General features: G+C 66.7%; 13 protein-coding genes. 11 read left to right on the forward strand and 2 right to left on the reverse strand.

All coding sequences use genetic code 11. The features are described 5' to 3' along the window. The first annotated feature begins 121 nt into the window (after nucleotides 1-121). The gene (locus HMP09_RS05870) at nucleotides 122-1,108 is read left to right on the forward strand and encodes an aspartate carbamoyltransferase catalytic subunit (RefSeq protein ID WP_176499593.1); all 987 of its coding nucleotides are present in this window, start codon (nucleotides 122-124) and stop codon (nucleotides 1,106-1,108) included. After that, entirely contained in the window at nucleotides 1,105-2,325 is a 1,221-nt protein-coding gene (locus HMP09_RS05875; RefSeq protein ID WP_176499594.1) for a dihydroorotase, read from the forward strand. The genes HMP09_RS05870 and HMP09_RS05875 overlap by 4 nt, the downstream gene beginning before the upstream one ends. A 72-nt stretch (nucleotides 2,326-2,397) precedes the next feature. Here the strand turns inward: HMP09_RS05875 and HMP09_RS05880 are convergent, their stop codons facing one another. Next, nucleotides 2,398-3,714: an SPOR domain-containing protein gene (locus HMP09_RS05880; protein WP_176499595.1), complete on the reverse strand. Its 1,317-nt coding sequence runs from the start codon at nucleotides 3,712-3,714 to the stop codon at nucleotides 2,398-2,400. Nucleotides 3,715-3,926: 212 nt separating this feature from the next. Between HMP09_RS05880 and HMP09_RS05885 the strand changes: the two genes are divergently transcribed. The 3 genes from HMP09_RS05885 (at nucleotide 3,927) to HMP09_RS05895 (ending at nucleotide 5,818) form a co-directional block, all read left to right on the forward strand. After that, complete coding sequence (locus HMP09_RS05885; protein WP_176499596.1) at nucleotides 3,927-4,952, forward strand: SPOR domain-containing protein; 1,026 nt, start codon at nucleotides 3,927-3,929, stop codon at nucleotides 4,950-4,952. A 24-nt stretch (nucleotides 4,953-4,976) separates the two neighbouring features. Beyond that, on the forward strand, nucleotides 4,977-5,189 hold the full coding sequence (locus tag HMP09_RS05890; RefSeq protein ID WP_176499597.1) for a hypothetical protein: 213 nt from the start codon (nucleotides 4,977-4,979) through the stop codon (nucleotides 5,187-5,189). 146 nt (nucleotides 5,190-5,335) lie between these two features. Continuing rightward, nucleotides 5,336-5,818, forward strand: coding sequence for a hypothetical protein (locus tag HMP09_RS05895; RefSeq protein ID WP_176499598.1), 483 nt, complete (start codon nucleotides 5,336-5,338; stop codon nucleotides 5,816-5,818). Nucleotides 5,819-5,965: 147 nt separating this feature from the next. Here HMP09_RS05895 and serB read toward each other — a convergent pair whose 3' ends face one another. Continuing rightward, nucleotides 5,966-6,847 (reverse strand): phosphoserine phosphatase SerB, encoded by an 882-nt coding sequence (gene serB / locus HMP09_RS05900; RefSeq protein WP_176499599.1) that lies wholly within the window; start codon nucleotides 6,845-6,847, stop codon nucleotides 5,966-5,968. Here serB and miaA point away from each other — a divergent pair. The 6 genes from miaA (at nucleotide 6,840) to leuA (ending at nucleotide 14,253) form a co-directional block, all read left to right on the forward strand. Further along, nucleotides 6,840-7,769 (forward strand): tRNA (adenosine(37)-N6)-dimethylallyltransferase MiaA, encoded by a 930-nt coding sequence (gene miaA, locus HMP09_RS05905; RefSeq protein WP_176499600.1) that lies wholly within the window; start codon nucleotides 6,840-6,842, stop codon nucleotides 7,767-7,769. The two genes, serB and miaA, sit on opposite strands and share 8 nt — an antisense overlap. An 82-nt stretch (nucleotides 7,770-7,851) precedes the next feature. Then, entirely contained in the window at nucleotides 7,852-9,612 is a 1,761-nt protein-coding gene (gene ilvB, locus HMP09_RS05910; protein WP_176499601.1) for a biosynthetic-type acetolactate synthase large subunit, read from the forward strand. Beyond that, complete coding sequence (ilvN, locus tag HMP09_RS05915; RefSeq protein ID WP_031395186.1) at nucleotides 9,612-10,127, forward strand: acetolactate synthase small subunit; 516 nt, start codon at nucleotides 9,612-9,614, stop codon at nucleotides 10,125-10,127. Before ilvB ends, ilvN begins: the two co-directional genes overlap by 1 nt. A gap of 96 nt (nucleotides 10,128-10,223) precedes the next feature. Next, on the forward strand, nucleotides 10,224-11,243 hold the full coding sequence (ilvC, locus tag HMP09_RS05920) for a ketol-acid reductoisomerase (RefSeq protein ID WP_176499602.1): 1,020 nt from the start codon (nucleotides 10,224-10,226) through the stop codon (nucleotides 11,241-11,243). Nucleotides 11,244-11,795: 552 nt separating this feature from the next. Then, complete coding sequence (locus tag HMP09_RS05925; protein WP_176499603.1) at nucleotides 11,796-12,401, forward strand: YceI family protein; 606 nt, start codon at nucleotides 11,796-11,798, stop codon at nucleotides 12,399-12,401. Nucleotides 12,402-12,594: 193 nt separating this feature from the next. After that, a complete protein-coding gene (leuA, locus tag HMP09_RS05930; RefSeq protein WP_176499604.1) occupies nucleotides 12,595-14,253 on the forward strand; it encodes a 2-isopropylmalate synthase in 1,659 nt (552 codons plus the stop codon). Nucleotides 14,254-14,278 lie beyond the last annotated feature (25 nt).

Here is a 14,278-nt window from a genome sequence, read left to right on the forward strand (position 1 = left end):
TTCCCCCTGTCCGCCGACGGCATCGCATGGCCGCGCTAAATTCGGGTTAACCATGCGGTTCGGCGCGAAGGATGGCGGGACGCTTGCCCCCTGCCCTCGCGGCCACTATCCCGCGGCTTTAATGCGAACCTCAGATCACCGCCCCGCCACCCTTATCGAAGGCGGCGCCGTCTTCCCGCACCGGCATCTCACCGGCATCGACGGGCTCCAGCCGCACGAGATCGCGTTCCTGCTCGACGAAGCGGAAACGTGGGTCGGCGCAAACCGCACGCACGCCACGCCCGACAAGCGGCTTGCCGGCCTCACGCAGATCAATGCGTTCTTCGAGAACAGCACGCGCACATTGCTGTCGTTCGAGATCGCGGGCAAACGGCTGGGCGCCGACGTCGTCAACATGCACGCCGCGCAGTCGAGCGTGAAGAAGGGCGAGACGCTGATCGACACCGCCATGACGCTCAACGCGATGCGTGCGGATGTGATCGTGATCCGGCACATGTCGTCGGGCGCGGTGCGGTTGATCGCAGACAAGGTCGATTGCCCGGTGCTGAATGCTGGCGACGGGCGGCACGAGCATCCGACGCAGGCGCTGCTCGATGCGCTGACCATCCGGCGGCGGAAGGGCTCGATCGCGGGGCAGCGCGTCGTGATCTGCGGCGACCTGCTCCACAGCCGGGTCGCGCGATCCAACATCCTGGCGCTGACGGCGCTCGCCGCCGAGGTGCGCGTCTGCGCGCCCTCCACGCTGATGCCGCCGATGATCGAGCGGATGGGCGTGCGCGCGTTCACCGATTTCGACGCGGCGCTGGAGGGTGCGGACGTGGTGATGATGCTGCGGTTGCAGAACGAGCGGATGGATGGGGCGTACGTGCCCTCCACACGCGAGTATCGGCTTCGCTACGGACTGACGCTCGACCGGTTGGCGAAGGCAGCGCCCGACGCGCTGGTGATGCACCCCGGCCCGATGAACCGCGGCGTCGAGATCGACTCCGCCGTCGCCGATCACGCGCGGTCGGCGATCACCGAGCAGGTCGAGATGGGCGTGGCCGTCCGCATGGCGTGCCTCGACGTATTGACCCGCAGAGCGCGCGGCGTGGAGGGCTGGGCATGATCCTCGCACTCACCAACGCGACGCTCGCCTGCCCGGTCGGCGGCCTGTCGAAGGGCAATGTGCTGGTTCGCGACGGCGTGATCGTCGCGACCGGGATCGTCGATATTCCGGCCGATGCCGACATCGTCGACTGCGCAGGCAAGACCGTGGCACCGGGGATCGTCGATCTCGGCGTGGCGAAGGTCGACCGCGCCGCCTTCCGCGCTGGCGGGATCGTCCGGATCGGTCTCATGCCCGACCAGTCGCCGGTGCTCGACGACCCCGGGATCGTCCAGCGCGCCGCGTTGATCGGCAAGCCCGACCTCTGGATCCACCCGATCGCCGCCGCCACGCGCGGACTCGAAGGCCATGATCTCGCCGAGATGGCGATCTGCGTTTCGGCAGGTGCCAAGGCCGTCGGGACCGGCAAGCACTGGATCGCCGACAGCGGCGTGATGCGGCGCGTGCTGGCCTATGCGCGCGATCTCGACGTGACGGTGATCGCGCATGCCGAGGACGGCGGACTGACGGCTGGCGCGGTCGCGACCGAGGGTGAGACGGCGACGCGGCTCGGGTTGCCCGCCGCGCCTGCGGTTGCGGAAGCACTGGCGATCGCGCGCGACCTGATGCTCGCCGAGGATACCGGCGCGCGCATCCACATCCGCCAGGTGACGACGGCAGCGGGGTTCGACCTCATCCGCGCCGCGAAACGTCGCGGTGTACCCGTAACATGCGGCATCACGCCCGCGCATCTGCACCTGTCGGAAATCGCGGTCAGTGATTTCCGGTCGTTCGCCTTGCTGTCACCGCCACTGCGGGCCGAAAGCGATCGCCGTGCAGCACTCGAGGCGATCGCCGACGGTACGATCGACGTGTTGTGTTCGGGTCACGAGCCGCGCGGACCGGAGGAGAAGCGGTTGCCGTTCACCGATTCGAGCAGCGGCATGGCGGGGGCGGAGACGTTGTTGCCGCTGTCGTTGATGCTGGTGCGCGACGCGTTGCTCACGCTGGAGCGGCTGTTCGCGCTGTTGGCGCGTAACCCGGCGCGCGTGCTGGGCTTGGATACGGGGACGCTGGAGGTGGGCAAGCCTGCCGACCTGATGCTGTTCGACCAGCAGGCGCCGTGGCAGATCGTCGGGGAAGCGTTCCTGGCCGCGGCCGGGAATACCCCGTTCGACGGGCTGCCCGTGCAGGGCCGCGTGCTGCGCGTGTGGAAGGGTGGCCGCGAAGTTCGGTGAAGGCCGCACCACCCCGGCCTGCACCGGGGTGGCGTCTATCGAAGCGGTGAAACGAACACCGCCAGCCCTCCCCTACCGCGATGCCAACTGCATCCCAGGCTTGCGCACCCATTGCGCCATCGCATCGCCCGCATTCATCCGGACGAAGCAGGCGCCCCCCTGGGCGCGGTATTGGCGGCACATCGCATTCGCCGCCGAGCGACTGAACCCGCCGACCGAGAGGCGATAGAAATCCTCGCCCTTCGCCTTGAACGTCATGCCGTTCGGCGCATGGCCGGCGAGCATCGCGAACCGGCGCGAGGCGCGGCTCCAGGCGTCCTTCGCCACGCTCGCGCTGTCGAACGCGCCGAGCTGGACGTACCAAATGCCCGTCGCCCTTGCCTTCACCTCATAGGCCGCGGTCGCCATGCCGCGTCCTGACGACGCGGGACCGGCCGCGACCTTGACGGGCCCGACCGCGGGACGGATCATCATCGCGGGCAACGCCTGGACGACTTCCTGCCGTTGGCCGAACGACACTTTCGAGACGCCGGCGACGGGCGCGGATGCGATCTCCACTGGAGCAGCGTTCGCCGGTGCGAAGACCGTATCCGCCACCGCCAAGGCTTGCTGCGGCGAACCCGGCGTCATCGGCGTGGCAGCATTCAGTGCCAGCGCCGCGGGTTGCCCCGCATCCGCCACGGCCCGAACGCCGAGCAGGCTCGCGACCTGATCCGACGCCGTCGCCGGCTGTGCGAACGTCGCCCATTGCTCGAGGCGCGTATCGACGTCGGCCGGCGCCATGTCCGCCGCCGCGACCACGCGTGCCTCCTGCCACCGACCCGCGAGCGCGAAGCTCAGTGCTAGATTCTGCCGAACCTTGGCGCTCGTCTCGGGCGACCGCGCGACCTCGGTCAGCAGCGCGATCCCGCCCGCGGTATCGCCTGCCAGCGACAGCGCCAGGCCGCGATCCTGTGCCGGGATAATCGCAGCGTTAGCCTCCAGCGTACGCCGCGCCGCCTGCCAGTCGCCGGTCGCGACCTGCGCAAGCGCGAGGTTCAGCGCGGCCTTGCCGTTGGTCGGCGACAGGTGCAGCGTATCGGCGAACGCATGCGCGGCCGAGGCGAATCGCCCGCCCTGCAAATAGCTCTGGCCAAGCAGCATGCGATAGTCGGCTCGCTGTGAAACCAATGCCACCGCACGCTCTGCATAGCCGATCGCGACGGTGCCTTCGCGCCGGGCGAGCGCAGCCTGCGCCCTGCCCGCATCCGCGGCCGCATCCTTGGCCGCCAGCGCCCCGCTGCGATCGCTGGCCGAGGCGACGCTGCCACCGTTGGCCGCACAGCCGACCATCGTACCGCCGAGCAGGAGCGCGGAGATGCCGCCCACGAGAAGCGCGCGCGTGGTCATCGGGGTGATCCCTGTTTCAATGCAGACGCTCGAACGCACATAATCCCGACTCCCGGTGTTCGCGAACGAAGTGCCATGTCGGATTGAAGAAGCGGTTAACGCGACTTCATAACGACTTAGCATTGGACGAGCGTGGACCGAACGAACGGTCATCCTTTGCCTTGCGCCGCGAACGGCGGCATGGTGGCGACGAGACGACATGGGGTACGGCGATGACGGTTGGGCGTAAGCTTCTGGTGGGTGCGATCGCGGCGGGCGGGATGCTGGTTGCCGCGCCAGCGTTCGCCGATGTGAAGGCCGGCGTGGATGCCTGGGCAAAGGGCGAATATCCGCGCGCGGTCACCGAATGGCGGCCTCTCGCGGTGGCAGGGGATGCCGATGCGCAGTTCAACCTTGCGCAGGCGTACAAGCTGGGGCGCGGCGTACCGCTCGACACCGCGCTCGCCGAAAGCTGGTTTCGCAAGGCGGCGTTGCAGGGGCATCTTCAAGCCGCGGACAATTACGGACTGGCGCTGTTCCAGTCGGGCAAGAAGTCGGACGCACTGCCCTGGCTGCAAAAGTCGGTCGCGCGCGGTGAACCGCGGGCGCAGCTGGTGCTGGGAACGATGTTGTTCAACGGCGACGGCGTGCCGCGTGACTTTCCGCGCGCCTATGCCTTGATGTCCCGCGCATCGGCGTCCGGGTTGCAATCCGCATCGCAGACGCTGGCGCAGATGGATCAGTATATCTCCCCGACGGACCGCGAAAAGGGCACCGCGCTGGCCCAGCAATATGCGTTGCAGTCGACGCCGGATGCCCCACCGCGCTCCTCGTCGGGGCCGCGCTTCTCCGACCAGGCCACGGCGTCTCCTGTGCGTACCGTGGACAGGCCGCGTCCGGCGAACCTACCGCCGAGTTCGCTACCCGCGCGTATCCCGGGACCGACGCGAGAGCCGGTGCCGAAGCAGGCGCAGTCGAAGCCGGCTCCCGTCAAGGCTGCGCCGGCCAGATCGGTCGCGGCAAAACCCGCGCCCGCGCGCGCCACGGGCAATTGGCGCATCCAGCTCGGGGCGTTCCGCGATCAAGGCAATGCCGAGACATTGTGGAACAGGGTCCGCGGCAAGCTGCGCGGCGCGCAACCTTATTATGCGAAGGTCGGCGCAGTAACGCGCCTCCAGGCGGGTGGCTTCGCCTCGAAGGCCGACGCAAACCGTGCCTGTTCGACGGCAGGCGTGCCGTGCGTCATCGTCGCGCCGTGACCTGAATTCCAGAAAGGATTCGTGATGCTGTTCCTGACCCTGGCCCTGCTGTCGACCGCGCCGACCTGCACCGACGTCCAGCAGCAATGCCGCGCATGTCCGACCAAAGGCAGCGTGCAGGGATGCTCAAGCGTTGGCATCGCCTGCCAGCCCCATCGTCGGATTTGCGAACCTGCGTCCCCAGCCAAGGGATCGGCGCGGCCGGACACCCGCAGCGTGGACAAGAAACCCCGCTAGCATCCGGGCTGCCGGGCCTCTGCACGCTATCCGGTGCGACGATTTTTCCGGCGCATCGTCAGCCACGAACGGGCTTCTGGCGCTGCGAACGGGATCGAACCGGCCGACTGGTCGTTTCGTTTCGACATCGACCGGGAGCTAGATGCATGATTTCGAAGACCTTGGCGCTGGCACTTGCCGGCGCAACGCTGTTGGCCGCGTGTTCTGGCAAACAGCCTGCGACGACCAATACCGACTCATTGGCGGATAACGGTGTCTCGCTGCGCAACCTCGCCGAGACCGACGTTGCCGTGCCCAAGCCGGAGCAACTGACGGTAAAGGGCCGGCTCATCCCGACCCCCTCGGACCCGACTTCGCGCCACTTCCTCCTGCGCGAGCGCAAAGCGGCAAGCGGCACGATCATCGCGATCCTACGCCAGGAGCATGACGGCAAGGTTGCCTATGCGCGCACCGAAACCGATTGCGCCAACCGCCTGTTCCACGTCCTCGGCGTCGGCCCGAACCGCGCGCTGGTAGAAACCAACACCGCACATGACGGCCCGCTGCGCCCGATCAAGGGCCTGCCGCTGCGCGAGGAACTCGCGACGTACGTCTGCGAAGCAAGCGGTACGCCGCTAACCAAGGGTTGAGGCCATCTAATCGGCGTTCCTGAACTAACGCCGATTCCCAGCATTGACGCATCATTCTATCGTCATCTTGGGCTCGATCCAGGATCCAGAGCCACGCAGCATGGCGTCCGTGGCTCTGGAACCTGACTTTCGTAAGGATGACCGGCTTTAGTCCAAGACCCAGTGGCGCTTGGCGATACCTTGCGCATAGAGCAGCGCCGTCAAGTCGCCATGATCCACCCGCGCCGCCGCCGCCGCCGCCACGATCGGCTTCGCGTGATACGCCACCCCCAACCCCGCAGCCTCGATCATCGCCAGATCGTTCGCGCCATCACCCACCGCGAGCGACTCCTCCACCGCGATCCCCCGCTCTGCGATCGCCGCGTTGAGTGTCGTCAGCTTCGTGGCGGACCCGACGACCGGCTTCGTCACCGTCCCCGTCAGCACGCCACCCGCAACTTCGAGCACGTTCGCGATCGCGCGATCGAAGCCGATCGCCTTGGCCACCGGCTCCGCGAACCGCGTGAAGCCGCCCGACACCAGCACCGCCAGCGCCCCGCGCGACCGGATCGTCCGCACCAGCGGCTTGGCGCCCGGCATGATCGTCACGCGCTCGGCGAGACAACGTTCGATATCGCTTTCCGCCAGCCCCTTGAGCAGCGCCACGCGCGCATCGAGCGCCGCCTCGAAATCGAGTTCACCGCCCATCGCGCGTTCGGTGATCTCCGCGATTTGCGGCTTGATGCCCGCATAATCCGCGAGTTCGTCGATGCATTCGACGGTGATCATCGTCGAATCCATGTCCGCGACCAGCAGCGTCTTGGTCCGCGTGAGGCTCGATTGCACGACCACGTCGGTGCCGGCGAACGCGCCCTCTAAAGCAGCCCGCGCCGCATCGGGCGCCATCCCGAAGATCAGGTCCGCCGCCTCGCTCTCGTCGATCCAGCCGCTGATGCCCGGCGCGCAGCCCGCATCGCGCAACCGATCCATCGCGGTCGAAATATCGCCCGCGGTCAGCGTGCCCGAGGCTATAAGCGTTGCCGTGAACATATCGTATCTCCCGAAGGTCGCGCTCATCGCAGGGCCGACCGCGAGCGGCAAGTCCGCGCTCGCGCTTGCCATCGCCGCGCGCCACGACGGCGTCGTCATCAACGCCGATTCCGCGCAGGTCTACGCCGATCTCCGCATCCTCACCGCGCGCCCCTCGGCCGAAGAGGAGGCGAGCGCCCCGCACCGCCTGTTCGGCCATGTCGACGCCGCCGACGCGACCTATTCCGCCGCGCGCTGGGCTGCCGAGGCGACACACGCGATCGACGCCACGGTTGCCGAGGGCAGACTGCCGATCCTGGTCGGCGGCACCGGCCTCTATGTCCGCACGTTGCTCGACGGCATCGCCCCCGTCCCCGCGATCGCCCCGGACCTTCGCGAGCAGATCCGCGCGCTTCCCGTCGCCGAGGCGCATGCAGCCCTAGCGCTGCTCGATCCGCCCGCCGCCGCGCGGCTCAACGCGGCCGACACGACGCGCGTCGCGCGCGCGCTCGAGGTCGTCCGCGGCACTGGTCGCACGCTCGCCGACTGGCAGACCGAACGGGGGGGCGGGATCGGCAACCGCCTCGACGTCCGCGCACTGATCCTCATCCCCGACCGCGACTGGCTGAACGCCCGCATCGGCCAGCGCTTCGCCGAGATGGCCGAGACCAGCCGAGCCGAAGTCACCGCGCTTCTAGCCCGCACCGACATCCCGCAGGACGCGCCGATCCGCCGCGCGATCGGCGTCCCCGAGATCGCCGCGCTGGTCCGCGGCGAAACCTCCATGACCGACGCGATCGCGGCCGGATCGCTCGCCACGCGACGCTACGCCAAGCGCCAATATACATGGCTCCGACACCAGCCCCCGGCCGCCTGGACCCGCACGGACGCGCTCAATTTTCCAACGCGCTTGCAGCAATTTGAAACTATATTGCTCAAATGATGTTTGACACGCATCTTTTATATCGGTAGCCGGCCCCTCCACGAGGCGCTAAAGGCTGCCCGTTCGCAAAGGAATAGACGTGATGACCGAGAAGAGTGGAGCCGATATCCTGATCGAGGCGCTGTGCGATCTCGGCGTGGAGGTCGTGTTCGGCTATCCGGGTGGCGCCGTGCTGCCGATCTACGACGCGCTGTTTCGCCACAATGCGGACGGCGGCCGGATCAAGCACATACTGGTGCGCCACGAACAGGCGGCGACGCACGCGGCGGAGGGCTATGCCCGCTCGACCGGCAAGCCCGGCGTGGTGCTCGTGACATCGGGGCCCGGCGCGACCAACGCGGTCACCGGGATCACCGATGCGCTGATGGACTCGATCCCGATGGTCGTGATCACCGGCCAGGTGCCGACCGCGCTGATCGGTACCGACGCGTTCCAGGAAGCCGATACCGTTGGCATCACGCGCCATTGCTCGAAGCACAACTACCTCGTGAAGGATCCCGCCAAGCTCGGCGGTGTGATCCACGAGGCGTTCCACATCGCCACCTCGGGGCGTCCGGGGCCGGTGGTCGTCGACATTCCCAAGGACGTGCAGGTCGCCACCGCGCGCTACACCAAGCCGGGTCCGATCCAGCACAAGACCTATCGCCCGCAGGTGAAGGCCGACCAGTCGCAGATCGAGCAGCTCGTCGACATGCTCGCCGCGGCCGAACGTCCGATCCTGTATACCGGCGGCGGCATCATCAATTCGGGCCCGGCCGCGAGCCAGTTGCTGTGCGAACTCGTCCGCATCACCGGCGCGCCGGTGACGTCGACGCTGATGGGCCTCGGCGCCTATCCCGCGTCGGGTCCGCAATGGCTCGGCATGCTCGGGATGCACGGCACGTACGAGGCCAACATGGCGATGAACCAGGCCGACCTCGTCGTCGCGCTCGGCTCGCGCTTCGACGACCGCGTGACGGGGCGGCTGGATGCGTTCAGCCCGAACTCGCGGAAGGTCCATATCGACATCGATCGCTCGTCGGTGAACAAGACCGTGCGCGTCGACCTCGGGATCATCGCGGACGTCGGCCATGCGCTCGAGGACATGATCCGGATCTGGAAGAGCCGCCAGCATCCCAAGCCCGACACGACCGAGTGGCAGGGCCGGATCGCCGAGTGGCGCGCGAAGAAGTGTCTCGACTTCCCCGAGACCGACCCGAACGCGATCATGCCGCAGCGCGCGATCCGGGCGCTGTTCGACGCGACGCACGCCCAGTCGCCGATCATCACGACCGAGGTCGGCCAGCACCAGATGTGGGCCGCGCAGCATTTCGGCTTCGAGAAGCCGAACAAGTGGCTGACCAGCGGCGGTCTGGGCACGATGGGGTACGGCCTGCCCGCCGCGATCGGCGCGCAGCTCGGCAACCCGAACGCGCTGGTGATCGACATCGCCGGCGAGGCGTCGATCCAGATGAACATCCAGGAGCTGGCAACCGCGTCGCAATACCGGTTGCCGGTGAAGATCTTCATCCTCAACAACCAGTATATGGGCATGGTCCGCCAGTGGCAGGAGCTCACCTATGAGAGCCGCTATGCCGAGAGCTATTCGGATTCGCTGCCCGATTTCGTGAAGCTGGGCGAGGCTTACGGCTGGAAGGGCATCCTGATCGAGACGCGCGACCAGCTCGACAGCGGGATCGCGGATATGCTCGCCCATGACGGGCCGGTGATCGTCGACTGCCGCGTGTCGCAGCTGACCAACTGCTTCCCGATGATCCCGAGCGGCGCGGCGCATACCGACATGATCCTGCAGGCGAACGAAGTGTCCGGCACGATGGACGACGAAGCGAAGGCGCTGGTTTGATGCATATTTCCCAGGAAAAGGCCGAGCGGCATACGCTCGCCGTGATCGTCGACAACGAGCCGGGCATCCTCGCCCGGATCGCCGGCCTGTTCACCGCGCGCGGCTATAATATCGAGAGCCTGACCGTGTCGGAGATCACCGCCGACAAGGCGGTCAGCCGCATCACGATCGTCACCAGTGCATCGCCCGCGACGATGGAGCAGATCCTAGCGCAGCTCGACCGGCTCGTCCCCGTCCACAAGGTCACCGACCTGACCGCACAGGGCGCGCACGTCGAACGCGAGCTGGCGCTGGTCAAGGTGCGCGGCACCGGCGACCACCGCATCGAGGCGCTGCGGCTCGCTGACGTCTACCGCGCGCGCGTGGTCGATGCGACGACGTCGAGCTTCGTGTTCGAGGTCACCGGCGGGATCGACAAGATCGACAAGTTCGTCGAACTCATGGGCGAAGTCGGTCTGATCGAAGTCGCCCGAACTGGCATCGTCGCGATCGCCCGCGGCAAAGAGCCGGCGTAACACCCTCTCCAAAGTTTTGTTCTCCCGCGAAGGCGGGAGCCCAGCCTGGACCTCCGCCTTCGCGGAGGGACACTCCCTATTGAAAGGACTCCTCCAATGCGTGTCTATTACGATCGCGACGCCGACCTGAACCTGATCTCGACCAAGAAGATCGCGATCGTCGGTTACGGCTCGCAGGGCCATGCGCATGCGCAGAACCTCCGCGATTCGGGCGTCAAGGACGTCGCGATCGCACTGCGCGAGGGCTCGGCCACCGCCAAGAAGGCGATCGAGGCGGGCTTTGCGGTCAAGTCGAACGCTGAAGCTGCCGCCTGGGCCGACATCGTCATGATCCTCGCGCCCGACGAGCATCAGGCGGCGATCTACGCGACCGACCTGCACGACAACCTCAAGCAGGGTGCGACGATCGCGTTCGCACACGGCCTGAACGTGCATTTCGGCCTGATCGAGCCACGCGCCGATCTCGACGTCATCATGATCGCGCCCAAGGGCCCCGGCCACACCGTGCGCAGCGAATATGTCCGCGGCGGCGGCGTGCCCTGCCTGATCGCGATCGACCAGGACAAATCAGGCAACGCGCACGACATCGCGCTGGCGTACGCTTCGGGCGTCGGCGGTGGTCGTTCGGGCATCATCGAGACCAACTTCCGCGAGGAATGCGAGACCGACCTGTTTGGCGAGCAGGCCGTGCTCTGCGGCGGCATCACCCACCTGATCCAGGCCGGGTTCGAGACGCTGACCGAAGCCGGCTACGCGCCCGAGATGGCCTATTTCGAGTGCCTGCACGAGACCAAGCTGATCGTCGACCTGCTGTATGAGGGCGGCATCGCCAACATGCGCTACTCGATCTCGAACACCGCCGAATATGGCGACATCACCACGGGTCCGCGGATCATCACGTCGGAGACGAAGGCCGAGATGAAGCGCGTGCTGGCGGATATCCAGTCGGGCCGCTTCGTCAAGAACTTCATCCTCGACAACCGCGCCGGCCAACCCGAGCTGAAGGCCGCGCGCAAACAGGCGCTGGCGCATCCGATCGAGAAGATCGGCAGCGAACTGCGCGGCATGATGCCGTGGATCGGGAAGAATGCGCTGGTCGATAAAGCCAAGAACTGACTTCGTCAGTCTTGGCTTTATCGACCGGCCGGCACGACGGAGCCCGCCCATAGGGCGCGGCTTCGCCGTGGCCGACGGGCGGGCGTGGGGAATATGCTTCGGTTTGCCCCACACCCTTCACTCCACCCCGGCGAAGGCCGAGGTCCAATTGAAAAGGTCGTAGTAAAGGAGGACAATCCTCCGTTACCGCCGCCCCTCAATTGGGCCCCGGCCTTCGCCGGGGTGGTGGCGTTTTGGGGGTAAGCGCTCCTATCAACAGCCACTCCTCCTACACCACTCCCGTTCCCTGCTACCCTCGCTCTCGCTCTCGCTAATCTCGCTCCCGCTACCCTCTTCCCCCAGCCACTCTAGTTCCCCCGCGAAGGCGAGGGCCCAAAATTCCGGGCGGTGATCGTGGTTTAGCCGGGCCCCCGCGTCCGCGGGGAACAACAGCGAGCGTGGCTTCCCCCAAAAGCTCCCCACCGACCCAAATCCGAAACACAGCGTTGGCATAACGCCGTTTGACGCAACGCAGCCGCTCGGCCAGCATCGCGCATCAAACAGGAGACTCCCATGCGCCTAGTCCTAGCCACGATTCTCGCCCTCACCGCAGCGCCCGTATTGGCGCAGACCGCCGCCGTCCCCGGCGCCCCCGTCAAGGCCCGCGTTGCCGACGGCACCTATGCCGTCGACCCCAACCACACGCAGGTGACGTGGCAGGTCAACCACATGGGCTTCTCGATGCTCGAAGGGCAGCTCGGCGCGTCTGGCGGCAGCATCATGATCGACCCGGCCAAGCCGAATGCGACCAAGGTCGAAGTCTCGTTCGCGATCGACCAGCTTTCGGTCACCTCGGCACCATTCGCGGGCCATCTGAAGTCGAAGGACTTCTTCGACGCCGCGACCTACCCGACCGCCAAGTTCGTCTCGACCAAGGTCGTTGCGACAGGCGACAAGGCGACGATCACGGGTAACCTCACGCTCAAGGGCGTCACCAAGCCGGTCGTGCTGCAGGCGACGTTCGTCGGGGCGGGCGACAACCCGATGAACAAGAAGCTGAACTTCGGCTTCCGTGCGACGACCTCGATCAAGCGCAGCGATTTCAACATCGGCGCTTATGCCCCCGTAGTGTCCGACAAAGTCGACCTGACGATCAACGCGGCCTTCGCTGCGCAATAATACCTATGCGTACCCTATCGCGCTGGACATTGAGCGTGTCCGCGCGATAGGAAAGACGCAATGACTCACGGTCGCCTCCTGCTGCTTCGACTTACGCGCCCTTAGGCGCGCCGATCGTTTGCGTGGTGGCCAGCCCCCGCGCCTCGCGCCTAAGGGCTGACCCGAACGCTCCCGATCACGAGAGACACGAGCCATGCTGCGCGACCCATCGACCAAGTACCGACCCTTCCCGCAAATCGACCTGCCCGATCGCCAATGGCCGTCGAAGACGATCGTCAAGCCGCCGCGTTGGCTGTCGACCGATCTTCGCGACGGCAACCAGGCGCTGATCGATCCGATGGATGCCGAAAAGAAGACTCGTTTCTTCGACCTGCTCTGCAAGGTCGGGCTCAAGGAAATCGAAGTCGGCTTCCCAAGCGCCGGCGCGACCGAATTCGATTTCATCTCCGGCCTGGTAAAGACCGGCCGGATCCCCGACGACGTATCGATCCAGGTGCTGACACAGTCGCGCCGCGACCTGATTGAGACGAGCTTCGCCAGCCTCGTCGGCGCGAAGACCGCGATCGTCCACCTCTACAACGCGGTCAGCCCGGCGTGGCGCAAGATCGTGTTCGGGATGGACCGCGCGCAGGTGAAGCAGATCGCGATCGACGGCGCCAAGGTGCTGCGCGACGAAGCGGCCAAGCAGCCGAACGTCCGCTGGCAGTTCGAATACAGCCCCGAGACCTTCTCGACCGCCGAACTCGATTTTAGCCTCGAGGTCTGCGAGGCGGTGATGGACGTCCTGATGCCGACGCCCGACACCCCGATCATCTTCAACCTGCCCGCCACCGTCGAGTGCGCGACGCCGAACATCTATGCCGACCAGATCGAATGGTTCGGCCGCCACATCCGCAATCGTGACGCGGTCGCGATCAGCCTGCACACGCATAACGATCGCGGCACCGGCGTCGCCGCCGCCGAACTCGGCATGATGGCGGGCGCGGACCGGGTCGAGGGCTGTCTGCTCGGCAATGGCGAGCGCACCGGCAACTGCGATCTCGTGACCGTCGCGCTCAACATGTACACGCAGGGCGTCGACCCGAAGCTCGACCTGTCGGACATCGACGGCGTCGTGAACACGGTAAACTATTGCACCAACATCCCCGTCCATCCGCGCACGCCCTACGCCGGCGACCTCGTCTTCACCGCGTTCTCGGGCAGTCACCAGGACGCGATCAAGAAGGGCTTCGCGGCGCAGGAGGCGAAGAACGACACGCTGTGGGAGGTCCCCTATCTCCCGATCGACCCCGCCGATCTCGGCCGCAGCTACGAAGCGGTGATCCGCGTCAACTCGCAGTCGGGCAAGGGCGGCGTCGCCTGGGTGATCGAGCAGGACAAGGGGCTCAAGCTCCCCAAGCGCCTCCAGGCCGATTTCAGCCGTCACGTCCAGGCCTATGCCGACGAGACCAGCCGGGAACTGAACGCGGCGGATATCTGGAGCCTGTTCGAGCGGACCTACATGCCGCAGGCGGACGATCGCGTCGAATTGCGCGACTATGAGGAAAGCGGCACCGCCGGACAGCGTGTCTTCATAGGTCGCGTCGCGATCGACGGCGAAGAGCGCTCCATCTCGGGCCGCGGCAACGGTCTGATCTCTGGCGTGATCGCAGCGATCGCGGAGTCGACCGGCCCGACGCTCGACGTCGTGGACTATAACGAGCACGCGATCGGCCACGGCGCGGACGCGCAGGCCGCAGCCTATGTCGAATGCCGGACCGGAGCTGGCAAGACGGTCTTCGGCGTCGGCATGGACACCGACATCGCGACCGCCTCGGTCCGCGCCGTCCTCAGCGCCGCCAACCGCGCCTGACACCGAAACGAGCGGCCACCGGTCA

The sequence above is a fragment of the Sphingomonas sp. HMP9 genome (assembly GCF_013374115.1).
Classification (GTDB): Bacteria; Pseudomonadota; Alphaproteobacteria; order Sphingomonadales; family Sphingomonadaceae; genus Sphingomonas.

What these genes read in the sequence shown, in the direction of transcription:
- HMP09_RS05870 (WP_176499593.1), top strand. Translation starts at nt 122, where the DNA reads ATGCGAACCTCAGATCACCGCCCCGCCACCCTTATCGAAGGCGGCGCC.
- HMP09_RS05885 (WP_176499596.1), top strand. Translation starts at nt 3,927, where the DNA reads ATGACGGTTGGGCGTAAGCTTCTGGTGGGTGCGATCGCGGCGGGCGGG.
- ilvC (WP_176499602.1), top strand. Translation starts at nt 10,224, where the DNA reads ATGCGTGTCTATTACGATCGCGACGCCGACCTGAACCTGATCTCGACC.
- HMP09_RS05880 (WP_176499595.1), bottom strand. Translation starts at nt 3,714, where the DNA reads ATGACCACGCGCGCGCTTCTCGTGGGCGGCATCTCCGCGCTCCTGCTC.
- serB (WP_176499599.1), bottom strand. Translation starts at nt 6,847, where the DNA reads ATGTTCACGGCAACGCTTATAGCCTCGGGCACGCTGACCGCGGGCGAT.
- HMP09_RS05875 (WP_176499594.1), top strand. Translation starts at nt 1,105, where the DNA reads ATGATCCTCGCACTCACCAACGCGACGCTCGCCTGCCCGGTCGGCGGC.
- ilvN (WP_031395186.1), top strand. Translation starts at nt 9,612, where the DNA reads ATGCATATTTCCCAGGAAAAGGCCGAGCGGCATACGCTCGCCGTGATC.
- HMP09_RS05890 (WP_176499597.1), top strand. Translation starts at nt 4,977, where the DNA reads ATGCTGTTCCTGACCCTGGCCCTGCTGTCGACCGCGCCGACCTGCACC.
- leuA (WP_176499604.1), top strand. Translation starts at nt 12,595, where the DNA reads ATGCTGCGCGACCCATCGACCAAGTACCGACCCTTCCCGCAAATCGAC.
- HMP09_RS05925 (WP_176499603.1), top strand. Translation starts at nt 11,796, where the DNA reads ATGCGCCTAGTCCTAGCCACGATTCTCGCCCTCACCGCAGCGCCCGTA.
- ilvB (WP_176499601.1), top strand. Translation starts at nt 7,852, where the DNA reads ATGACCGAGAAGAGTGGAGCCGATATCCTGATCGAGGCGCTGTGCGAT.
- HMP09_RS05895 (WP_176499598.1), top strand. Translation starts at nt 5,336, where the DNA reads ATGATTTCGAAGACCTTGGCGCTGGCACTTGCCGGCGCAACGCTGTTG.